This window comes from Oceanospirillum multiglobuliferum, from assembly GCF_900167095.1.
Lineage (GTDB): Bacteria > Pseudomonadota > Gammaproteobacteria > Pseudomonadales > Halomonadaceae > Oceanospirillum > Oceanospirillum multiglobuliferum.
Genome location: NZ_FUXG01000016.1, coordinates 1 through 21,679, shown reverse-complemented (window position 1 = coordinate 21,679; position 21,679 = coordinate 1). Strand labels below are relative to the sequence as shown.

At 46.4% G+C, this 21,679-nt stretch carries 20 protein-coding genes; 7 read left to right on the top strand and 13 right to left on the bottom strand.

The features are described 5' to 3' along the window. Position 1: 1 nt before the first annotated feature. The 3 genes from B5D26_RS11550 to dksA all read right to left on the bottom strand — a co-directional run bounded on the left by B5D26_RS11550 (position 2) and on the right by dksA (position 4,575). Complete coding sequence (locus B5D26_RS11550; protein ID WP_078745887.1) at positions 2 to 2,968, bottom strand: sensor histidine kinase; 2,967 nt, start codon at positions 2,966 to 2,968, stop codon at positions 2 to 4. A gap of 200 nt (positions 2,969 to 3,168) precedes the next feature. Beyond that, positions 3,169 to 4,092, bottom strand: coding sequence for a tRNA glutamyl-Q(34) synthetase GluQRS (gene gluQRS / locus B5D26_RS11545; protein ID WP_078745886.1), 924 nt, complete (start codon positions 4,090 to 4,092; stop codon positions 3,169 to 3,171). A 45-nt stretch (positions 4,093 to 4,137) separates the two neighbouring features. Then, complete coding sequence (gene dksA, locus B5D26_RS11540; protein WP_078745885.1) at positions 4,138 to 4,575, bottom strand: RNA polymerase-binding protein DksA; 438 nt, start codon at positions 4,573 to 4,575, stop codon at positions 4,138 to 4,140. A 289-nt stretch (positions 4,576 to 4,864) separates the two neighbouring features. Here dksA and B5D26_RS11535 point away from each other — a divergent pair, with 289 nt between their 5' ends. After that, positions 4,865 to 6,043 (top strand): pyridoxal phosphate-dependent aminotransferase, encoded by a 1,179-nt coding sequence (locus B5D26_RS11535; RefSeq protein ID WP_078745884.1) that lies wholly within the window; start codon positions 4,865 to 4,867, stop codon positions 6,041 to 6,043. Position 6,044: 1 nt separating this feature from the next. After that, complete coding sequence (sfsA, locus tag B5D26_RS11530) at positions 6,045 to 6,767, top strand: DNA/RNA nuclease SfsA (protein ID WP_078745883.1); 723 nt, start codon at positions 6,045 to 6,047, stop codon at positions 6,765 to 6,767. A gap of 5 nt (positions 6,768 to 6,772) precedes the next feature. Here sfsA and B5D26_RS11525 read toward each other — a convergent pair whose 3' ends face one another. The 8 genes from B5D26_RS11525 to B5D26_RS11490 all read right to left on the bottom strand — a co-directional run bounded on the left by B5D26_RS11525 (position 6,773) and on the right by B5D26_RS11490 (position 14,545). After that, positions 6,773 to 7,105 carry a Rieske (2Fe-2S) protein gene (locus tag B5D26_RS11525; RefSeq protein WP_078745882.1) on the bottom strand — a complete coding sequence of 111 codons (333 nt, stop codon included), beginning with the start codon at positions 7,103 to 7,105 and terminating at the stop codon, positions 6,773 to 6,775. Positions 7,106 to 7,368: 263 nt separating this feature from the next. Beyond that, positions 7,369 to 7,716 (bottom strand): pentapeptide repeat-containing protein, encoded by a 348-nt coding sequence (locus tag B5D26_RS11520; protein WP_078745881.1) that lies wholly within the window; start codon positions 7,714 to 7,716, stop codon positions 7,369 to 7,371. 40 nt (positions 7,717 to 7,756) lie between these two features. Continuing rightward, on the bottom strand, positions 7,757 to 9,325 hold the full coding sequence (locus tag B5D26_RS11515) for a bifunctional aminoglycoside phosphotransferase/ATP-binding protein (RefSeq protein WP_078745923.1): 1,569 nt from the start codon (positions 9,323 to 9,325) through the stop codon (positions 7,757 to 7,759). Positions 9,326 to 9,455: 130 nt separating this feature from the next. Beyond that, a complete protein-coding gene (gene hemL / locus B5D26_RS11510; RefSeq protein ID WP_078745880.1) occupies positions 9,456 to 10,739 on the bottom strand; it encodes a glutamate-1-semialdehyde 2,1-aminomutase in 1,284 nt (427 codons plus the stop codon). Positions 10,740 to 10,804: 65 nt separating this feature from the next. Next, positions 10,805 to 11,467 (bottom strand): thiamine phosphate synthase, encoded by a 663-nt coding sequence (gene thiE, locus B5D26_RS11505; RefSeq protein ID WP_078745879.1) that lies wholly within the window; start codon positions 11,465 to 11,467, stop codon positions 10,805 to 10,807. Further along, a complete protein-coding gene (gene thiD, locus B5D26_RS11500; RefSeq protein ID WP_078745878.1) occupies positions 11,467 to 12,288 on the bottom strand; it encodes a bifunctional hydroxymethylpyrimidine kinase/phosphomethylpyrimidine kinase in 822 nt (273 codons plus the stop codon). Before thiD ends, thiE begins: the two co-directional genes overlap by 1 nt. A 23-nt stretch (positions 12,289 to 12,311) precedes the next feature. After that, positions 12,312 to 12,743 carry a protoporphyrinogen oxidase HemJ gene (hemJ, locus tag B5D26_RS11495; protein WP_078745877.1) on the bottom strand — a complete coding sequence of 144 codons (432 nt, stop codon included), beginning with the start codon at positions 12,741 to 12,743 and terminating at the stop codon, positions 12,312 to 12,314. 41 nt (positions 12,744 to 12,784) lie between these two features. Next, positions 12,785 to 14,545, bottom strand: a complete 1,761-nt coding sequence (locus B5D26_RS11490; protein ID WP_139776665.1) for a chloride channel protein — start codon at positions 14,543 to 14,545, stop codon at positions 12,785 to 12,787. Positions 14,546 to 14,662: 117 nt separating this feature from the next. Here B5D26_RS11490 and argC point away from each other — a divergent pair, with 117 nt between their 5' ends. The 4 genes from argC (at position 14,663) to erpA (ending at position 17,412) form a co-directional block, all read left to right on the top strand. Continuing rightward, the gene (argC, locus tag B5D26_RS11485) at positions 14,663 to 15,697 is read left to right on the top strand and encodes an N-acetyl-gamma-glutamyl-phosphate reductase (protein WP_078745922.1); all 1,035 of its coding nucleotides are present in this window, start codon (positions 14,663 to 14,665) and stop codon (positions 15,695 to 15,697) included. Positions 15,698 to 15,729: 32 nt separating this feature from the next. Further along, positions 15,730 to 16,467: a DUF6776 family protein gene (locus B5D26_RS11480; protein WP_078745875.1), complete on the top strand. Its 738-nt coding sequence runs from the start codon at positions 15,730 to 15,732 to the stop codon at positions 16,465 to 16,467. 2 nt (positions 16,468 to 16,469) lie between these two features. Then, complete coding sequence (locus B5D26_RS11475) at positions 16,470 to 16,991, top strand: bactofilin family protein (RefSeq protein WP_078745874.1); 522 nt, start codon at positions 16,470 to 16,472, stop codon at positions 16,989 to 16,991. A 70-nt stretch (positions 16,992 to 17,061) separates the two neighbouring features. Next, entirely contained in the window at positions 17,062 to 17,412 is a 351-nt protein-coding gene (gene erpA, locus B5D26_RS11470) for an iron-sulfur cluster insertion protein ErpA (RefSeq protein ID WP_078745873.1), read from the top strand. A gap of 30 nt (positions 17,413 to 17,442) precedes the next feature. Here the strand turns inward: erpA and B5D26_RS11465 are convergent, their stop codons facing one another. After that, complete coding sequence (locus B5D26_RS11465) at positions 17,443 to 18,552, bottom strand: anhydro-N-acetylmuramic acid kinase (RefSeq protein ID WP_078745872.1); 1,110 nt, start codon at positions 18,550 to 18,552, stop codon at positions 17,443 to 17,445. Beyond that, positions 18,552 to 19,841, bottom strand: coding sequence for a M23 family metallopeptidase (locus B5D26_RS11460; RefSeq protein ID WP_078745871.1), 1,290 nt, complete (start codon positions 19,839 to 19,841; stop codon positions 18,552 to 18,554). The genes B5D26_RS11465 and B5D26_RS11460 overlap by 1 nt, the downstream gene beginning before the upstream one ends. A 126-nt stretch (positions 19,842 to 19,967) precedes the next feature. On the opposite strand from B5D26_RS11460, the gene tyrS reads away from it, so the two are divergent. Beyond that, positions 19,968 to 21,167: a tyrosine--tRNA ligase gene (gene tyrS, locus B5D26_RS11455; RefSeq protein ID WP_078745870.1), complete on the top strand. Its 1,200-nt coding sequence runs from the start codon at positions 19,968 to 19,970 to the stop codon at positions 21,165 to 21,167. Positions 21,168 to 21,679 lie beyond the last annotated feature (512 nt).

Below are 21,679 nucleotides of genomic sequence, written 5' to 3'. Positions count from 1 at the left end.
TTTAAGTCCACGCAGATTCGCTTTTGGCTTCAGCATGGTGAAGAGGCAGGGTGATATCGACCTGAGTTCCTCTACCTTGCATCCGGTCCGCAGGGCTAATGATATGGATCTGGCCATAGTGTTCTTCCACTATGCTGTACACCAATGCCAGCCCAAGTCCGGTTCCTTCACCCGGTTCTTTTGTGGTGAAGAAGGGTTCAAAAATATGTTCAAGTTGGTCTTCTGGAATACCGCAGCCTTGATCAGTTACCGAGACTGTTACGGTATGTTCCGAAACCTGTGCGCTAATAGTAACACTATCTCCCACTTCTGAGGCATCTCTTGCATTACCTAAAAGGTTAACAAAGACCTGTACCAGCTTTTGTATGTCGGCAATAACGATGATGTCATCGGAACAAAGGTTGATAAACTCAAGCTCTTTACCCTTATCTGCTAAGGAGATGAGATTGATCGCCTCTGTGATGGCCTGATTCAGCTGCATCGGTTCTTGCTGGTTTTGTCCAGTATGACGACCTGCATGGGCAAAGCTGACCAGCGAATGCACAATGCGTGTGACGCGCTTAGTGAGTTGTAGAATTTGCTCAGAGGTTTGAATCACCTCGGGGTTATCGGTTTCATACTTCATATTCTGCGCAAGTGAAGAGATGCCGGTAATAGGGTTGCCAATTTCATGAGCGACCCCAGCAGCCAAGCGCCCAATACTGGCCAATCGTTCGCTGTGTACCAGCTCTTCCTCTAAGCGTTGAGTTTCAGTATGGTCTTCTAACAAAATCACCATGCCTCCCATATGAGACAGTGGCTCTTCTATTCGAGCTTTGTGCAGAGAAAACCAGCGGGGTTGTCCATTTTTCTGGCTGACTTTCTGGAACATATGGTGGTTGTGATTCTGCTGGATAAAGTCATCTAGTAAGTTTTTCCAAGGCTCCGGCAGGGCATCAAAGCGTGAGCCGATCACCTGCTCACCTGAGATACTGGTCAGCTCAGCCATTGCGTTGTTCCACATTAAGACTTCGCGGTCTGTACCTAAGGAGCAAACACCAATTGGCAAATACTGTAGCGTTTGGCGGTGATAGCGACGTAGGCTGTCCAGCTCTTTTGCTAACCCTGTCAGCTGCGAGCGGTAGCTTTCCAAGCGACTTTCAACGAAGTGAATATCTTCGGTGTGTCCTTGAACATTCGCGGGTTGATAAGGTAGGTATTGATCAACAATTTCTTGTGCAATGGCAGGCCCCATCAACCCTGATAAGTTGGCTTGAATCCGATCACGCAAACGCCGCATAGCGTAAGGCCGGCTGTCTTCCATCTCCAGTTTGAGGCCGTTCAATGCGGTTTGAACCTCTCGTTTGGCAGTGCTTTCACCGAGCGGAACGCTGAGAAAGGTGACAAAGTCTTGGCAGGTTCGTGCATTCAGTTGTAAACGGTGTGGGCGTGACAGTGCATCAACAGAGCAACTGCTGGCGCCCTCTTTTTCCTCTTCACTGGGCTGGATAAACAAGGATGTGACAATAAAAACAGTAATATTCAGTGTGATCGATACCAGCGCAACTTGATACCAGCCCTCACTTCCCGAATGAAAAACCAAATTGGATGCAGGTAATGTGACCTGTTCAAGGTTGTATAAAAGCGGGATGACTTGACCAAAGATCCAGATGCCAATACCACTGCACAGGCCTGCAATTAGGCCGATGCGATTGGCCGTTGGCCAATAGAGTACCGCTAAGATGCCGGGTAGAAACTGAAGGATGCCAACAAAAGAGGTTAAACCCAAGCTGGCCAGATTGTGGCGTACGCCCAATGTGCGATAAAACAGATAAGCTGCAACAATAATAGTGCCGATTAATAATCGGCGGAACCAAAGTAGCCAATTGTAAATGTCAAACTTGGCACCGGGCTGGTAAACCGCTAATACCAAGTGGTTCAATGTCATTGCCGCAAGCGCCAGTGTGACCAAAATAATGGTGCCGCTGGCCGCCGAGAGACCCGCAATAAAAGCTAAAATGCCGAGGAGGCCTTGCGTCTCCTCTTTTCCTAACCCCAAGATCATATATTCAGGTTTTAAGTTAATGCCTTCAGCCATACCGGCCCAAAGGATTAGGGGGACGGGTAAACTCAGCAGCAGTAGGTAGAGCGGTACGGCCCAACTGGCGCGAAATAGCACTTCTGTAGATTGGTTCTCTGTGAAAATAATGTGGAACATATGGGGCATGGCCACTGCTGCTGCAAAGAACAGTAGCAACATGGTGCGCCACTGCCCCGCTTCAAGCGGCTTTTGTAGTGCTTGTAGTTGGTCGCTGTGGCTTTGCAGCCAAACCTCTAAGCCTTGAAAGCCATCAAAAACTTCAAATAATGCATAACTGCCAATAGCCAACATAATGGCCAGTTTGATAATGGACTCAAAAGCGATTGCCGCCACTAAGCTCTCATGTTTTTCCCTTAAGGAGGTGTGGCGAGCACCGAATAAAATCGCAAATGTGGTGATCACCAAGCAGAAGGCTAACGCTAGGGTATGAGGGGAGGCCTCGTTGGTTAAAATATAGATTGAGTCCGCCACCGCTTGAATCTGCAAGGCCAATAATGGCATTGACGCCATCAGCATGAAGACGGTGACTAAACTACCGATCCAGCGGCTTCGAAAGCGAAAAGCAAACAAATCTGCCAGGGATGACAGTTGATAGGTGCGGCTGATGCGCAAAATGGGCACCAACAGCACAGGGGCTAATACAAAAGCGCCCGCCACGCCTAAATAGTAGGATAAGAAGCCATAGCCATATTGATTGGCCAAGCCTACGGAGCCATAGACTGCCCAAGCACTGGCGTAAACCCCCAGTGAGAGGACGTAGACAACAGGATGGCGTGTCAATTTGCGTGGTAGCCACTGTCTCTCCGTTGCGTAAGCGCAGGCAAATAAAATCAGTAGATAGCCAACGCCAATGGCGAAGATTTGCCCAAGGCTGAAGCTAAAGTTCATCTAACTTCCTCTTCTGCTCCAACCAGATGGATAGTCCGATCAGCGAAGCCCAAATCAGATAGGGGCGATACCAACTGCCGTTGCTGTCTCCCCACCAATCCATCAAAACCGGTGAATACAGGTAGCCCGCAAAGACTAAAAAGAGAATTAGGCGGTACATATACATAAATCACCTTAAAAAGGGTTGAGATGGGTGGAGATTAACAGCGCGAAAAGGGGCGTTGTAAGCTAGCTTCCGTAATTTCAGCCACCGCTTTGATGCGCTGGATATTCCAGTTTGCAACCGCCCAATGTAACAACTCTGAGTAGGATGCCTCTTGTTGCGCTTGGGATAAAGGCAGTCCCAATGCAAGCAAGGCTTTTTGTAAGAGTTTGAGGCGTTCTGGCGGTGAGATGGCGGGCGCTAAGTTTTGCTTGCTTAGTTTCTGTCCATCAGTACCAATGATCACGGGAATATGCGCATAATCAGGTGCAGGTGTATGGATCAGTTTAACCTCATTGAGCTGCTCAATCAGCTGTAACTGACGGGGGGTGCTGTCTAATATGTCGTAGCCTCGCACCACTTGATTGACCCCTTGTTCGGCATCATCTAAGACAACCGCCAGTTGGTAAGCGAATAAGCCATCTCGACGTTGGATAATGAAGTCGCCTAGCGCAGCCATTGCCCAGTGGCACTCGCCTTGAATGCGATCAACCAGTGTAAAGTCGCCATCGGTTTTCAGTCGAACAGCATTGTTGTGGGCGCTCAAGTCGTGACGATCTCGGCACCAGTTAGGGTAAACCGGATGGGTCTGTAGCTGTTTGCGGCTGCATTGGCAGTAATAGGCTTTTTGAGCGCTGAGTAAAGCATCGACAGCGGCCTGATAGCGCTCAGTTTGCTGGCTTTGATAGAACACTTCGCCATCCCAGTGCAGTTCAAATGCATCTAAGGTGCTTAAGATGAGATCCGAAGCCCCTGCTTGCTCTCTGGGAGGGTCAATATCTTCAATACGCAGTAACCACTGCCCTTGAGCAGATTTTGCATCTAGATAGCTGGCTAGAGCCGCTACCAAGGAGCCAAAATGTAGCGGGCCGGAGGGGGTTGGGGCAAACCGGCCTACATAATCTGGGGCAGTGGGACGCATAAGGTAAAAAGACCTGTTGATGAGCGGGTCTTTTAGCAGGAAAACTTAGCCGCCAATTTGACGCTCTTTGATTTCAGCCAGCGTTTTGCAGTCAACGCACAAAGTAGCCGTTGGGCGAGCTTCTAAGCGGCGAATACCAATTTCAATGCCGCAAGATTCACAGTAGCCGTAATCTTTGCTGTCGATATCTTCAAGAGCTTCATTGATCTTTTTGATCAGTTTGCGCTCACGGTCACGAGTACGCAGTTCTAAGCTGAACTCTTCTTCCTGTGTTGCGCGATCAGCCGGATCGGCAAAGTTAGTTGCATCTTCTTGAAGGTGTTGCACCGTACGGTCAACCTCTTCCATTAGCTCTTGTTTCCAAGTCAGAAGAATCTGACGGAAATGCTCAAGCTGACCTTCATTCATGTACTCTTCGCCATCTTTGGCTTCGTACGGAACGAATGATTTCAGATTGATGTTTTTGTTAGCGTTGTCTGGCATACGACTGCCCCATATTTAGAGTTTATAGGTGATCTGGGGGATGCCTGCCGATATTGAGTCCATCATTGGCACCCTCAGCAACGGACAAAAAATGTGCCACGTCTTTGAAAGCTTTGCTTATTTAGCGGAAAAGCGTTCGGAATGCAACCTGATCCAACAAACCCGCATCAAGTTTAGTGTGCTTTTGTTGTTTTGTCAGATCTTATCATTCGTCTGAATGGTGCATGAACTGGCGCTTTTCTCTATTATAAGCAGCAATTGTAACTGTTTTCCCGGTTTGGAGTAGTTTATGTCTCTGTCAGAATTCAAGTGGGCAGCCCGTGTTACCGATATTGCACCTTTTCATGTGATGGCTATTCTGGAAGAGGCGAAGCGACTACAAGCATCCGGCCGCGACATTATACACATGGAAGTGGGTGAACCCGACTTTTCTACTGCTGCTCCTATCATTGCTGCGGGGCAAGAAGCATTGGCAAAAGGGTTAACTCAATATACTCCAGCTGCGGGTTTGCCAGAGTTACGCCAAGCGATTGCAGGGCATTATCAAACAGCCTACGGTATTGATGTTGACCCTAAGCGTATTATTGTAACGCCAGGTGCATCCGGCGCGCTGCTATTATTGGCAGCGTTATTGGTGAATCCAGGTGATCAGGTGATGATGGCGGATCCGACCTACCCTTGTAACCGTAACTTTATGCGTATGTTTGAGGGTAAGCCTCAGCTGATCCCTGTTGGTGCAGAGTCCGATTACCAGTTAAGTGCAGCTCATATTGAGCAGTATTGGCAGCCGAATACCCGTGCAGCGATGTTGGCAACCCCTTCAAACCCGACAGGTACTTTGGTTAACAAGGCAGCGTTGAAGGCGATCAGTGAAGCAGTAGCCGCTCGCAAAGGGGCTTTGATTGTTGACGAGATCTATCAAGGCTTAACTTATGGTGTAGATGCTCTGACGGCGCTCTCAGTGAACGACGATGCCTTTGTGATTAATAGTTTTTCAAAGTACTTCGGTATGACGGGCTGGCGCTTGGGCTGGTTGGTGGCACCGGAGTGTGCGATTTCTGATTTAGAAAAACTGGCTCAGAATGTGTTCTTATCGGCACCAACCCCTTCTCAGTACGCAGCATTGGCGGCTTTCCAGCCAGATACTATTGCGATCTTAGAAAGCCGTCGAGCGGAGTTTGCCAAACGTCGTGATTATTTGTTACCTGCGTTGCGTGACTTAGGCATGTCTGTTCCCGTTACTCCTGAGGGCGCGTTCTATATTTATGCGGGTATTGATCATCTGACAGATGACAGTTATCAATGGTGCCTTGATCTGCTTGAGCAGGAAGGGGTGGCCGCTACACCAGGGCTAGACTTTGGCATTGAAGGCGCACGTAAAACGGTTCGTTTTGCGTATGCGACTGACCTTGCCAAGCTAGAGCAGGCCGTCGAACGTATCGCGCGCTTTATTCAAAAGGCGGCTTAAGATGCAATGGGTGTCGACGCTAAAACCTGCCACGTTAATTCGGCGTTATAAGCGGTTTATGGCGGATGTGGAGTTGCCTGATGGGCAGCTTCTCACCCTGCATTGTGCCAATACGGGCTCTATGCGTAACTGTATGGGTGAAGGTTGGCGGGTTTGGTACTCTGACTCGGGCAGTGCCAAGCGTAAATACCCTTGTTCGTGGGAGTTAAGCGAAACACCTGCGGGTGATTTGATCTGTATTAATACGGCTCAAGCTAACCGTATTGTATCTGAAGCACTTTTATCTAAAGTAGTCGTTGAACTAGCGGCATATGAGACCATTCAAGCCGAGGTCAAGTATGGTACAGAGAACAGTCGGATCGATTTTCTGCTGACTGCTTCGAACTTGCCAGATTGTTACCTTGAGGTGAAAAGCGCCACCTTGCTTGATGATCAGTATGGTACTGGGCAGGGTTTTTTCCCTGATGCAGTAACAACTCGAGGAGTTAAACATCTACGAGAGTTACAGCAGATGGTGCAGCAAGGCTACCGAGCGGTACTCCTCTTTTGTGCTAATCATACGGGCATTCAACAGGTCAGCCCTGCGGCGAATATTGATCAGGCCTATCATGATGCGCTTGTTGAGGCTATGGCCTCAGGCGTCGAGGTTTTGGCATATCAATCTAAAATTGACCAGCAGCAGATTGTTTTGAGTCATACCATTCCAGTCATCACTCATGTGTGACAGTGTTAAGCAGTAGCGTTCACCAATAAGCAAACATTGTTATTGGCATCTAGCTCGTAGGGAATAGGACGCAGTTTCTGCCCTTTGCAGGGGCCATAAATGCAACTGCCATTTTCAATCAAAAATTGAGCACCATGAGTAGCACATTGAATTAACTGCTTGGAACTGTCTAAAAAGCGATCAGCTTCCCACTCCAGCGTAATTCCCATATGAGGGCAATTATTGGCATAGAGATAGAGTTTCTGCTTTTTTTTAACGGCAAAAATAGGACCTAGAGGACTGCTAAAGCCTTTGCTATCACCTTCTTCGATCTCATCTAGTGTGCAAAGTGTATACATGATGTTCTCCATAATAAGGCTGAGTACGCACAGCAGTGATTATTGTAGGTTTAAATTTTTGCTAATGGCTTTTTAGGAGAAAGCGCTCGCAATAAAAAAGCCGCTTGCAAATGCAAACGGCAGAAGTTGGAATCAGTTGCCTGCTTCCTGAACGCTACTTTCTAGCTCGAACTTAAGAACCCCTGTTCGGACGACAGGGATTATTGCGTTAAACAATGACAGTAAAATGACAAACGCCCACATAGCGCTATGGCTTCGCTGACCTAACGACTGTCATAGCGCATCCGCGTACCATGGTTTAGCGATAGCAATAGCTCGTCGGCAGAAAGTTCTTTTGGGAATAAACAGCCAGAGATATTAGCAGCAGCAATACTGGCGCCTTCCAAGCGCGCATGGCTGAAGTCTATGCCTCTCAAGTCTGAACCTCGGAAGTAAGCGTTGCTGAGATCTAACCCATGTGCATCAAGCCCTCGTAGATCAAGACCTCGGAAGTCACAGCCCCTAAGGTCGCAACCCTCACCGCTGGCGCGAGCACGATTAAATGTTTCAGTGTCTTCGTTGCGTAACATCTGATACATCGGGTTATCACTGATTTTTGGCGCGGCAGTCATAATGCAGCCCTCTTAAATAAACAGTCCTTGATACTTGTACTTATTGCAAACCGAAATTCCGGCGAATACTGTCCAGTAACCGTTGGCTGGCGTTGTCTTCATCGGTATTGATAGTGACAGTATAGCTGGCTTCCTCTGCACTGATTGTTTCTTGTTGTTGCAGCTGTTTTTCCAATACGGCAACATCCGCCTCTGAAGCATCGTCGCCTTTTGCGTGACGCTTCAGTACGCGACGACGTAAAGTTTCTTCGCTGGCGGTGAAGGACAGGATTAAGACTGGCACCGCCAGTTGCTCTGCTTTTTCACGCAGTGCTTCTCGCTGCCAAAGCTTTAGATTAGTGGCATCAATAATCACAGGGGTTGCTGATTGAATCACAAAACCTGCCAGCTCGGCTAAACGCTGATAGGTTTTTTCAGTGGCTTCTGGAGTGTAGATGCCTTGTTCTAACTCTGAGTGGCTATCAGCATTCGCTTCTAGGCCAAACAGGCGTTTACGTTCGACATCAGAGCGAATACGAATGACGCCAAGCTCTTTAATCACCGCACGGCTGATCCAACTTTTTCCGGAGCCTGATACACCGTTGGTGATCAACATAAATGGGTGTTTAAACACGGTGTAAGCTTCAGCCAGATCAATGTAGCGCTGATAATCGGCTTCTAGATTGGCGCGTGCTTCATCGCTAAGGCTTGGATCACCCAACATAAAGCGGCTGACTTTAGCGCGTACCATCGCACGATAACTTTTATAGAAACTCAGTAGCTGAATACCTTCGTAGTCGCCTGTCAGTTCTAAATAGTGATTGATAAAGTGACGGGCAAGGGCTTGCTCGCCACGGGATTCTAAATCCATCACCAAAAAGGCGACCTCACTGATCACGTCGATCCAGCGGAATTCGTCGTTAAACTCGATGCAGTCAAACAAGGTAACTTGATCGCCAATTAGCGCAACGTTACCTAAGTGAATGTCACCGTGACATTCGCGAATCATACCTTCCTGTTTACGGCGCTCAAAAAGTGGGCGCAGGCGGGTAAAGGTATCTTGTGCCCAACCTTCCAGCTGCTCTAGCTGTGCCAGTGCGGTTTTCTTGGTGAGTAACGCACGGACTTGATCAAAGTTTTGCTGAACGGGCAGCATCACTTGATCAGCATCCCCTAGAACTGTACTGCTGTCAGCTTTGTTGATGCGTTGATGGAACTGAGCAATCTGCTCTGCCATCACGTCAATGTGGTCTTGATTTAAACCACTTTCTGCCTGCAAATTGCTCAGTAAGCGCTCGGCATCAAACTGTTTCATGCGTACGGCATATTCAAATGGGGCGCTGTCATCACCTAAACGAGGCTCAGACTCTGTACCTGAGATAGGCAATACATCTAGATAAATTTCTGGCGCTAGACGTTGATTTAAGCGCACTTCTTGTTCGCAGAAGAAGCGTCTTTTTTCAAGCGTAGTGAAGTTCAGAAAACCAAAGTCCATCGGCTTTTTAATTTTGTAGGCATAGTCACCCGTCAGTAGCACCCAAGAGATATGGGTTTGATAAAGACGGAACTCCGATGTTGGATGGTTATACAGTGCCGGATTTTGCAGGGCTTCAATCAGCGTCTGACTCACAGGCATTCTCCTAAATAGGTTTTCTAAAAACTACTTTGTACTTTATCGGCTGTTCACAATATAAGTAAAGTCACCCGAAAGCAGGGGGTGACTTTACAGTTGTGCTGTATCAATAGCCAGTTATAGCGGATTAGGCTAGCTTTGCAAACGCGCGTCGTGCTGCTGCGATGGTGTTGTCTAGGTCTTCATCGGTGTGTACTGAAGACACAAAGCCAGCTTCGTAAGAAGCGGGGGCAAAATAAACACCCTCTTCTAACATGGCGTGGAAGAACTGGTTGAAACGCTCAATATTACAGTTCATTACATCAGCAAAGCCGTTTACCTCAGGTTTGTCTGTGAAGAAAATACCAAACATACCGCCCACTTTTTGAGTGATAAATGGAATGTTAGCGTCTTTGGCGGCGGCTTCTAAACCTGCACAAAGTTTGTCAACTTTGGCGGTGAGGGCATCGTAAAAACCGGGCGCGCTGATGCCATCCAGTAGAGCTAAGCCTGCTGCCATTGCTAAAGGGTTGCCAGATAAAGTACCGGCTTGGTACACAGGGCCTAAAGGTGAGATTTTAGACATAATCTCTTTGCGGCCACCAAATGCACCGACTGGCATACCGCCGCCGATGATTTTCCCTAGGGTGGTGAGATCAGGTTTGATGTTGTACAGCGCTTGAGCGCCGCCCAGTGCGACGCGGAAGCCGGTCATCACTTCATCAAAAATCAGCAACGCGCCATGTTCGTCACAGACCTCACGCAGACACTCATGAAAGCCCGCAACAGGCGGGATGCAGTTCATATTGCCCGCAACGGGTTCCACAATGATACAGGCGATTTGATCGCCCATTTTGGCAAAGCACTCACGCACATTGTCGATGTCGTTATAGGTCAGCGTGATGGTGTGTTCTGCCAGTGCCGCAGGTACGCCCGGAGAGCTAGGTTCGCCATAAGTTAAAGCACCAGAGCCAGCTTTCACTAATAGTGAATCAGAGTGGCCATGGTAGCAGCCTTCAAACTTTACAATTTTGTCACGCCCCGTGTAACCCCGTGCCAAGCGGATGGCGCTCATGGTGGCTTCTGTACCGGAACTCACCATGCGAATCATTTCGATGTTGGGCATCAGTTGGCAGATGCGTTCAGCCATTGTGGTTTCGATAGCGGTTGGCGCACCGTAGCTCATGCCATCATCTAGACGGTCACGTACCGCTTGTAAAACCTGTGGGTTGGCGTGTCCCATAATCATTGGGCCCCAAGAGCCTACGTAGTCGATGTACTGGTTGCCGTCTTCATCGTACAAATAAGCACCTTTGGCGCGTTTGATGAAAACAGGTGTACCGCCCACGCTTTTAAACGCACGTACCGGAGAGTTAACGCCACCTGGAATATATTGTTGGGCCTTGGCAAAAAGTTGTTCTGACGTAGACATGGAGTTCCCTGTATTCAACAAAAATAGAGCAGATTAAAAGGGTTATTTTAATGCGTAATCTGGTGCTAATAGCCTTCGTGTAGGGCTGGTGACAGCGCCTGTTGGAAGCCTTTGACCGCTTGATCGGGCTGATCTGAGGCAAAGAGGCTGTGCACTACGGCGATATAGTCGGCACCATTTTCGATTAGTTGCTGGGCATTGTCCTGATTGATTCCGCCAATAGCAACCACTGGGCACTGAAATCGTTGTTTGGCTTGCTGCAATATTGCTAAATCTGCTGGGCGTGCGTTGGGTTTGGTGTTCGATGGGAAAAATCGGCCAAAGGCGATATAAGACGTGCCCTCTTGAACCGCTTGTTCTGCTAACTCAAGAGAATCATGACAGGTTGCCCCAATAATTTTATCCACACCCAGTCTCTGGCGCGCTTCTTTGATTGAGCTGTCTGTTTGTCCCAAATGTACGCCATCTGCATCAATGCTGAGGGCTAACTCAAGGTCGTCATTAATAATCAAAGGGGTGTTGTAGCGCCTGCATAGTGTCAATAATCTGCGAGCTTGTTGCTCCCGTTCCACAAAGGTGCCGCTTTTCTGGCGATATTGTAAAAAGGCCAAGCCTGCCTTTAATGCGGCTTCAACTTTGGAAAAGAGTTGCTCATTAGGCATTAAGACATCATCGGTGATGCCATATAGTCGTGATTGATGGGGTGCGTGGAGATTGAGCGTTGGCATCAAGAGGGGGTACTCCAGAAAAAACGGTTGGGTAAATATTGGCCTTTACCTAACTGATAGGCGTGTTTCAGGCTGTTCCAAGTGAATTGTTGCGCCATCTCCACAGCGTTACAAATATCAGCGCCTTGAGCTAGCAGCGCAGCGGTTGCTGAGGCAAAGGTGCAACCGCTGCCGTGGTATTCGCCAAGTAATCGAGGCCAGTGTTTGCGCTGTAGTTCACCGTGAGCACTGAACAAAGTGTTGATCACATCCTCAGTTGCCGCATGGGTGCCTGTGGCAATCACGTACTGACAGCCTCTTTCAATCAGTTGCTGGCAGCCAGCGCCGATGGAGTCTGCCTCTGGACTGAGTTGACGCAGCTCGTTGGTGTTAGGTGTTAATAAGGTCACATAAGGCAGTAGCAGGGTTTTAATAGCATCGATCATCTCCTGATTGCTGAGATTGGAGCCGCCCCCTGCGCGCAAAATTGGATCTAGAATCACAGGAAGGTCGCGGTAGTCTCTCAATAAGGTATGAATCGCCTCAATATTGTTAATACTGCCCAGTAAGCCAATTTTGATGGCGGCGACGGGTAGGTCATCCAAAATCATCCTTGCCTGAGTGATCAGGTCATTGGAGGATACGGGATGTATCGCCTGTACGTTCACAGTGTCTTGGCTAGTGGTCGCGGTGATTACGGTTGCGGCATATCCGCCCATTGCTCGAATTGATTCAATGTCGGCATGAATACCTGCACCACCAGAAGGGTCATGGCCAGCGAGTACCAAGGTGACGGCAGGTTTGATCGGTTGGGTATAATGCTGCGTTACATGAGAGGGCATCGAAGAGCTCCTTATAGTTAGCCTCAGCCAAAAGGCTTAACCACAACCAAAATCACGATGCCGATTAGAGCAAACACGGGCAGCTCGTTGAATATTCGATAATAGACATGGCTGCGTTGATTCTGGTCTTGGGCAAACTGTTTTAGGTGATAGCCGCAATAAAAGTGATAAACCACCAACAGGCTTACCAATAGCAGTTTAGCGTGCATCCAAGGTTGTGACAGGTAATAGCCAAAGTTTGTGCTCAATAATCCTGTGCCCAGTAGTAGCACAACAATCATTGAGGGGGTTGCGATGCCTCGATATAGCTTACGCTCCATAATTTTAAAGCGGGCATTTCCAGCCTCATCTTGTGTGTCTGCATGGTAAACAAACAGTCTTGGCAGGTAAAAAAGCCCGCTGAACCAAGTGACAATAGCGATAATGTGAAATGCTTTTAACCAGAAAAAAGCCATGTTGAACAGTCCTTGCTCTAATCCGTATTAGAGTGGTTGGGTTAACGATAATATTGTTCGATCATCGAACGTGTGAGAATGCCCTGTATCTTGCGATTGCTTTGTATCACAAATAAGGCTTCAGCCTGAGTTTGTGTAATCTGCTTTAAGGCTTGGTCTAAAGTGGCTTGCAATGGAATCTCTTGCACGCTGAAGCGTTGATCCGCTGGTATGTTGGACAGCTTCAGTGACAGCTGCTCAGAGGGGGCTTTTGTATCACTTTGTTGCTCAATCAAATAAAAATAGTTTGCCAGTTCAGCTGTTGCCATTAAGAAGCGTGGTGCTTTTTCCTCGTCTAACATCAAAATCCAGTCTGGCTTGTGTGTTAAAAGAATACGAACAGCATCATAGGTTAATACATTCTCGGTGGTAACAAAGCTGCGACTCATTGCTGCGCCTACACCTGTTCTACTGAGCAACTGAGATAAAGGCGTGTGCTCCAAGCTGACGCCTTTCACACGGGCGATGTAATGAAACAGGGATGGTTGCCCAATCAGGTAGCGGCATGACAGCGTTGCGGAAATCACGGCCAACATGCCTGGTAAAATAATATGAGAGTTATTTGTTAGCTCAAGTAGCGCCATAAGCGCTGCCAATGGTGCTTGGAGAGAACCGGCCATCATCGCCGCCATACCTATCATCGTATAAACGCTGATATGTGAAACAGGAATGTCTACAAGATAACCACCAATCTGACCTAATGCAGTACCCAGTAGCGCACCAATCACCAATAGTGGGCCAATAATTCCTATAGGTACACCTAACCCCATTGTTGTGGCCGTTAATACTAGCTTTCCGATCGCTAGTAGCAGCAAAAACAACAAAGAGAACTCACCAGATGATGATAAGTTAACTAAGTCATAGCCTGTGCCTAATAGTGTTGGCAGTAACCATGCAGCCAATGCAGTTAAAGCACCTGCCAGTAAAAAGCGTAGTTCCAAAAGCCAATGGTGCTTGCTATGTAGCTGTGCGGCAATAGTCATAAAAACACTGGCAAATATACCAATAATAATGCCGCTTGCAGTTACCCAAGGGAGCTCTGCAAGGGTGAATAACTTGCTGGGTGTAAGCGCAAACAGGCTGTCAGAACCAAGAAACCACTGGCTAACCGCAGTCGCACTGACGGAGGCGATAATAATTGGTGTAAAGCCCACCAGTGTGTACTCTGCCATAATCACCTCCATCGCAAAGATAACACCAGCAATAGGGGTATTAAATGATGCACCAATGGCTGCCGCTGTACCACAGCCTACCAATAACCTAATGCTATTGTTAGGCAGCTTAAATAGTTGGCCTAAATAACTGCTGACTCCTGCGCCTAAGTGTACGGCAGGGCCTTCTCTTCCTGCCGACAATCCTGAGGCAAGAGCAACTAATGCACTGAAGAACTGGTGTAGGGTGTTTTGCCAAGGTAAATAACCTTGATAAAAGGTAAATCGCTCAATGACATGCCCCAATCCCTGTGGGCGCCAAGCTTGCTTGCTCAGTCGAATTACAGCCGCAAGTAACAAACAGCCAATTACAGGCGCAAGAGCCCTAATGTGCAAAGGGAGTGACTCATAGTTTTCTGGATCAGTTGAAAATAGTTGATGCGCGAGTAGGTTTAATGCCCACATAAATAGCATCATGATTAATCCAGTACTTAATCCTGATATTAAGCCCAAGATAGCCAGTTGTGGAAGCGCATCTAAATGTGCCAGCTGTGCTCTAAAGTCATTTAGTGAGAGCGCTTGTCGCCAAGTCCTTCTTCTTTTATTTACCAAAGTGACATCCTTGATACTATAGGTCGCAGAGACATGATCAATAATATTTGTGTATTATACCGAGAATACAAACCTCAGGTCATAATATAGACAACAGCTTTTTAATGGAGAATGACAGTGATAAAGGTCGGCATTGTTGGTGGTACAGGTTATACCGGTGTTGAGTTGTTGCGTTTACTGGCACAGCATCCTGAAGCGAATGTTGACGTTATTACTTCTCGTTCCGAGGCGGGGCAGGCCGTTGCAGATATGTATCCAAACTTGCGTGGACACTATGATCTGCGTTTCACCGAGCCTGATGCAGACCGACTAGCAGCCTGTGACGTGGTTTTTTTCGCGACACCGCATGGTGTAGCACATAGTTTGGCGGGTGAGATCTTAGATAAAGGTGGTCGAGTGATCGATTTATCGGCAGATTTCCGTATTCGTGATCCTGAGCTATGGGCAAAATGGTATGGTCAACCACATGGTGCGCCTGAGCTTTTAAAAGAAGCGGTTTATGGTTTGCCAGAAGTGAATCGTGAGAAGATCAAACAAGCGCGTTTAATTGCGGCTCCAGGCTGCTATCCAACAGCAGTCCAATTGGCGACAATTCCATTGCTTGAAGCAGGGTTAGTCAGTGCTGATGATATTATTGCAGACTGCAAATCAGGTGTGAGTGGAGCAGGTCGTGGCGCAAGTGTTGGTTCTTTATTATGTGAATCAAGCGAGTCTATGATGGCTTATGCTGTGGCAGGTCACCGTCATTTGCCTGAAATCCAGCAAGGTTTAGAAGAAGCGGCTCAGTCTGATGTTGGCTTGACGTTCGTGCCTCATTTAACACCGATGATTCGTGGTATTCATGCAACTGTTTACACGCAATTGCTTGATGATGCAGAGGTTGATCTGCAAACTCTATTTGAGAAGCGTTACGCAAATGAACCATTCGTCGACGTAATGCCTGCTGGATCACACCCTGCAACACGTAGTGTAAAAGGTGTGAATATGTGTAGAATTTCGATACACCGCCCACAGAATGGTAAGCGAGTAGTGGTACTATCGGTGATCGATAATTTAGTCAAAGGTGCTTCAGGCCAAGCAATTCAGAACATGAATTTAATGTTTGGTTTGCCAGAAGCGACGGGCTTAAATCAGGTTGCCCTGATGCCTTAATGGAATTGGTTTGATGATTACCGGATATGGCTATGGTCAAAGGAAGTAAACAAGATCAGCTAGAAATCGTTGCCTATAGTCCTTGGCAACGATTTTTTATACGCTTGGGGATCATACTTATTTTAGTTGTGGTTGTGCTGGCGGGCTATGGCTATGGTCAGCGTCAAAGCTGGGATGAGCGCCAAAGTGCAGTCTCTGAACGAGATGAGCTTAGAGTGAAGGTGTCTGAGTTCAGCCAAGAAAATGAGGCTTTACGGCAAGAAGTTGCAGTACTGTCTCGTAGTAACCAGATTGATCAGAAGAGTTACGCTGAAGTACGCAGTACCATTACTGAGCTGAATGCGCGTATTGCTCAGCTTGAAAATGAGGTGTCATTTTATAAGCGAGTTATGGCGCCTAGCGTAGAGGATAAAGGTTTAAGGGTTGAAAGCTGGGCGTTAAATAAAACTTTAGATCCAGCTCGTTACAATTACAAACTAGTGTTGACACAGGTTGCCGATAATAAAAATTTCATTGAAGGGCGTGCACTCATTAGTGTGATTGGTTCACAAGGGGATGATCGTAGAGTGCTACCACTACGCGATGTTTCTGACGATATAAAAGATTTAGGAATACGGTTTCGCTTCCGATTTTTCCAAGATATCAGTGGAGAGCTAGTGTTACCTAAAGGATTTAAACCCGAGAAAATAGAAGTGATTTTACAGTCCACTGGCCAAAAGGCGATGCGGGTTGAGAAGAATTACGAATGGTCAGTTCAGGAGGCCGTTTAATTATGTTTGGAAGTAGCAGCAAACCCTCATCCCACCATTTTGACACCCTTATTTCTGCAAAAGCAGAATTGGTTGGTGATCTGCATTTTAGCGGAGGCTTGCATATTGATGGTAAAGTCTTCGGTAATATTATCGCTGAAGATGACTCAAAAGCGGTTGTTCGTATTAGTGAAAAAGGTATGGTGGTAGGTGAAATATCTGCGCCACATATTATCATCAATGGGCAGGTTATTGGCGATATTCACTCGTGTGAACATATTGAGTTAGCATCAAAAGCAACTGTTAAGGGCAATGTGCACTATAACATGATAGAGATGGTTATGGGGTCACAAGTCAGTGGCACGCTTATGCATCGCTATCGTGGTAAGCCGGAAAATAGGCCTGCGATGCCAAAAAATGTGACACAAGAGAAACCTAAAATTTCGGCAGCTGATGCTGAACCAGAAAAAGCTGTTGCACCTGTTAAGCTGGCTGCTGCCAATGCAAAAACAGATGCTGCGGTAGTAAATGAGAAAAAATCTTAAGCAGTTATAGTTGACTGTTTTGGTTGGATAAGCGGATAATTCCCTCTGAAACTAAAACTCGGAGTGAAGTATGACGGCGGATGTGTTTATTCCACAACCTATGATTTTGACAGATGCTGCAGCTCAAAAAGTTCGGGATCTGATAGAGTCAGAGCAAAATCCGGAGTTAAAGCTGCGAGTTTATGTTACTGGCGGCGGCTGCTCTGGATTTCAATATGGCTTTGACTTTGACGAGTCAGTTCAAGACGATGATGCCGTTATTGAAAACTCTGGTATTAAAATGGTGGTTGACTCGATGAGCTATCAATATTTGGTTGGCTCAACGGTTGATTATCAAGAGGGGTTAAAAGGCGCAGAGTTTTTGGTTAAAAACCCTAATGCCACAACGACTTGCGGTTGTGGATCTTCCTTTACAATTTAATCGACTTTTCCAGTTTGCTTTCAGTGACAGTTAAGCGGGGTAGATCGCACCTAGTATGCGATAGCCTCGTGCTCCTGTTGCCGATGGTAAATTCCCTGAAAGCCCTGCTTTAGTACGATATGCCAGCCATGCAAAAGCAGCAGCCTCGACCCAGTCAGGATCTAACCCCAAAGTTTCGGTTGTATCTGTAAAAATATTTTTAGTAGCGCATATTGCTGCAATACGCTCAACTAGAAACTGATTGTGTGTACCGCCTCCGCAGATAAAAAGCCTTTCACAGCCTTCCGCTTGAGCGCAGTTTGCGATCACTTGTGCCGAGAACTCTAAAAGCGTTCGAGCGACGTTATGCCATATAGTTGCTTTTGTAGTAAGTCTTGCTTGCTTCTGATTGAGCCAGTCTAAATTGAAATATTCTCGTCCAGTGCTTTTAGGTGCAGGCTTATTGAAAAAGTCATCATCTAATAGAGTTTGGAGTAGTTCTGGTATGACCTCTCCTAAGCGCGCATTTTCCCCGCTATGGTCAAAGTATTCACCTGTATGCAGTTGATGCCAGCTATCTAATAAACAATTGCCTGGGCCGATATCATAGCCAACAGAGTCCGTGCGATGCAGAACAGTAATATTACTGATTCCACCGATATTGATAATGGCGCTATTAGCATCACAGCTCTTGAATAACCACTGATGGAATGCAGGTACCAATGGCGCGCCTTGTCCACCTGCTGCAATGTCTCGACTTCTAAAGTCTGAAATGGTCGTGATTAATGTGCGTTCAGCGAGAGCGGCATGATTACCAATCTGCATGCTATATGGAGAGTCAATCGAGGGTGCATGGTCTATAGTGTGTCCATGGCTGCCAATAGCAATAACTTGGCTAGGCTCTACATTACATTGCTTTAATAGCAAATGGCAGGCTTTGGCTGATTGCTCTGCTAACAGAGTACTAACCTGTCCCAGTTCAGAAAGGCTGACCTGATCATTAAGTGCTAAGGCTAATAAGCGAGTCCGAAAGTGGTCTTGATAGGGCCAGCTATAGCTACCTATCAAGTGAAAGCGTTCCTCTTTATCGAACTCAACTAAGACTGCGTCAATTCCATCTGCGCTAGTGCCAGACATTAAACCAATATAAAGCCCGTGCATTAGTTTTTCTCTAGGCTTGCTAGCTGAATATTAGGATAGCTGTCTAAGTTGGCAATGATATTTTGAGTATACTGTTGAAAACGTTCGCGCTCTTTGTCTGAAATAGGGGCTACGTCAGGTAGTTGTACTGTAACGGGGTTCTTATGAATGCCATTAACACGGAACTCATAGTGTAAATGGGGGCCGCTGGCTAAGCCTGTACTACCTACATAACCAATCATTTGCCCTTGTTGAACACGCTCGCCTCTACGAACTCCTTTTGCAAAGCCATTTAAATGGGCGTAAAGCGTCGTGTATCTCGTACCGTGCTGAATTACAACATGTTTACCGTAACTTGAGTTATAACCTGCGGTAATCACCTTCCCTGAGCCTGTTGACTTAACAGGAGTGCCTCTCGAAGCGGCATAGTCAGTTCCTCTATGAGACCTGAACTTGTGTAATACAGGGTGAAAGCGTCTAGTGGTAAAGTGAGAGCTGATACGGGTGAAATCTACTGGAGAGCGCAAAAACTGCTTTCGCATGTTGCGCCCATCAGGTGAGAAGTAGTCAATGTTACCCTTAGAATCTACATAGCGTACTGCTCGATAACTTTTCCCTTGGTTGATAAATTCAGCGGCTAAAATATCACCATCCTTAAAAAACTCACCATCCAGAAACTCTTGGTAATACAAAACCTTAAAGCTGTCATTGGGGCGAGTGTCTAATGAAAAATCAATATCCCAGCCAAATAGATTTGCCAAAGCCATAATTGATTGTTGGCTCAAATTTGCATTTTCGCCTGCTGCAAAGAAAGAGTCTTTAATGCTGCCTTGACGATATTGCAGTACCTTCTCTGTTTCTCTAAAAAATGGCTTCTCAGTGAACTTTTCGCCAGCCAATGAGAACAGTACAACTGATTGAGCCGAGTGATCTAAGCGAATTGCTTTAATAGCACCAGAGTGATCTGTTTGAACGTGTATTTTTTGTTTCGGGCGTAGATGAGATAGATCAGTTTTTATTGGGCTGTAGATTAAGCGATAAAGATCATCTAAAGGCAGTTTTGCCCTTACAAAAAGATCTGTTAACGTTTCACCGCTTTTAATGGAATAGCTAGCCCAGTCATCAGACAGAGTCGGCCAGTTAGAAATAGGTTCTTCTATATGCTTTGAGCTAGATACGTTTAATGGAAGATCTATTTCAATACGTTTTGCAGAGACATCTTGACTGATAATCAGCATAGAAAGTGCCGCAACAATGGCTGTAGCGGTAAGAAAAAGGGTGTGGAGTAACTTTGTGCGGTATGAATTCATAGCAAAAAAACCAAAAACGAAACTGAAACTTGGGTAACCCTACCTGAATGCTATAATGTACGCTATTTTTTCCGAGTTACAATTAGTGATCTAGTTGATAGCACAAACTTGAATAGGACCCTATAAATGACATCCGTAGCAGATGCTTTAGCGCTGATTAAGCGTGGTACAGAAGAGATATTGGTTGAAGATGAGCTGATTAAAAAGCTTGAAAGCGGGCGAGTGCTACGAGTAAAGGCCGGTTTTGACCCAACTGCGCCTGATTTGCATCTGGGGCACACCGTGCTAATTAATAAGCTACGCCACTTCCAGGAGCTTGGTCATCATGTCATGTTCCTTATAGGTGACTTTACTGGTCGTATAGGTGATCCAACTGGTAAAAATGTTACTCGTAAGCCGCTAACAGAAGAAGATGTCGCTAAAAACGCTAAAACCTATACCGAGCAAGTCTTTAAAATTCTTGATCCAGCCAAAACAGAAGTTTGCTTTAACTCAACTTGGATGAGCAAGATGAGTGCTGTTGATATGATTGGTTTAGCCGCTCAGCAAACTGTTGCGCGCATGTTGGAGCGTGATGACTTCAGTAAGCGTTATAAAGGCAATCAGTCAATCTCTATTCATGAGTTTTTATACCCCTTAGTACAAGGTTATGACTCTGTTGCGATGAAAGCTGATATAGAGCTGGGTGGTACAGATCAAAAGTTCAATTTGCTGATGGGGCGAGAGTTGCAAAAGAATGCAGGTCAAGAGCCTCAGATCTGTATTACTGTACCAATCCTTGAAGGGTTAGATGGTGTCCAGAAGATGTCAAAATCGCTGGGTAACTATGTGGGGATTAATGATGCGCCAGGTGAAATGTTTGGCAAAATTGTATCAATGCCAGATGCGTTAATGTGGCGTTATTTTGAACTGCTTAGTTTCCGCCCTATGTCGGAAATTGAGGAGTTAAAAGTACAGGTTGCAGCGGGAGCGAATCCTAGAGATATTAAAATGGACTTGGCGCGAGAGCTTGTTGCGCGTTTTCATGGTGAAGAAGCTGCGGCAAATGCGCATAAAGGCGCAGGTAATCGCTTGAAGGAAGGCGAGCTGCCAGATGATTTGCCAGAAGTGGAGTTGGTTTTTGAAGATCAGTCTGAAGTACCTGTAATGGCGGTATTAAACAGAGCTGGTTTGGCTAAAAACTCCAATGCAGCGCGCGATATGTTAACTGCAGGTAGCGTAAAAGTTGATGGCCAGGTTGTAGATCGTGATTTCAAAATGCAACAAGGTCAGACATATGTTTGTCAGGCAGGTAAAAAGCAATTTGCTAAAGTCACTATTCGATAAGTGAAACAAGCCTATTGGTTTGCCGCACCCCAAAGCCCGCGTAGCGGGCTTTGGGGTGTCTTTTGTATGGCTCGCGATAATCTGTAGAGAGTTTGATTACCATTGAGTGGCTTTTGGGTTGGCTACATAAGGAAGAAGCCTGATTGGCCCCATTTTGAAATAAAACTACAAAAGTTTAATAAAACAGTTGCTTAGTGCTCAGAGGTGCGTATAATTCGCCCTCGTTGTCAGGCAGAGATGTTCGGCAGCTTGTGTAACCGCTTGTTTTCTTTAAGTTTTCGAAATGATCACTGAAAAGAAAGTTGAAAAAAGTGGTTGACAATACGAGGTTCGGTTCTGTAGAATACGCAGCCTCAGTTGAGCGAAGTGATCGAGATTCTGTCTCTCCTTCGATTAACTAAATTGCTCTTTAAAAATTCAATCAGATAATTCGTGTGGGCGCTTGCTTCGATGGTCTTGGAAAGTCACAAGATTATCAAGGTAAGCAAACTCGAATCAATTCAAAATTTGTT

Coding starts and splice junctions, on each gene's coding strand:
- erpA (WP_078745873.1), top strand. CDS start 17,062: ATGACGGCGGATGTGTTTATTCCACAACCTATGATTTTGACAGATGCT.
- B5D26_RS11475 (WP_078745874.1), top strand. CDS start 16,470: ATGTTTGGAAGTAGCAGCAAACCCTCATCCCACCATTTTGACACCCTT.
- B5D26_RS11525 (WP_078745882.1), bottom strand. CDS start 7,105: ATGTATACACTTTGCACACTAGATGAGATCGAAGAAGGTGATAGCAAA.
- thiE (WP_078745879.1), bottom strand. CDS start 11,467: ATGCCAACGCTCAATCTCCACGCACCCCATCAATCACGACTATATGGC.
- B5D26_RS11535 (WP_078745884.1), top strand. CDS start 4,865: ATGTCTCTGTCAGAATTCAAGTGGGCAGCCCGTGTTACCGATATTGCA.
- gluQRS (WP_078745886.1), bottom strand. CDS start 4,092: ATGCGTCCCACTGCCCCAGATTATGTAGGCCGGTTTGCCCCAACCCCC.
- hemL (WP_078745880.1), bottom strand. CDS start 10,739: ATGTCTACGTCAGAACAACTTTTTGCCAAGGCCCAACAATATATTCCA.
- B5D26_RS11460 (WP_078745871.1), bottom strand. CDS start 19,841: ATGAATTCATACCGCACAAAGTTACTCCACACCCTTTTTCTTACCGCT.
- sfsA (WP_078745883.1), top strand. CDS start 6,045: ATGCAATGGGTGTCGACGCTAAAACCTGCCACGTTAATTCGGCGTTAT.
- B5D26_RS11480 (WP_078745875.1), top strand. CDS start 15,730: ATGGTCAAAGGAAGTAAACAAGATCAGCTAGAAATCGTTGCCTATAGT.
- B5D26_RS11465 (WP_078745872.1), bottom strand. CDS start 18,552: ATGCACGGGCTTTATATTGGTTTAATGTCTGGCACTAGCGCAGATGGA.
- tyrS (WP_078745870.1), top strand. CDS start 19,968: ATGACATCCGTAGCAGATGCTTTAGCGCTGATTAAGCGTGGTACAGAA.
- B5D26_RS11520 (WP_078745881.1), bottom strand. CDS start 7,716: ATGACTGCCGCGCCAAAAATCAGTGATAACCCGATGTATCAGATGTTA.
- thiD (WP_078745878.1), bottom strand. CDS start 12,288: ATGCCCTCTCATGTAACGCAGCATTATACCCAACCGATCAAACCTGCC.
- dksA (WP_078745885.1), bottom strand. CDS start 4,575: ATGCCAGACAACGCTAACAAAAACATCAATCTGAAATCATTCGTTCCG.
- B5D26_RS11550 (WP_078745887.1), bottom strand. CDS start 2,968: ATGAACTTTAGCTTCAGCCTTGGGCAAATCTTCGCCATTGGCGTTGGC.
- hemJ (WP_078745877.1), bottom strand. CDS start 12,743: ATGGCTTTTTTCTGGTTAAAAGCATTTCACATTATCGCTATTGTCACT.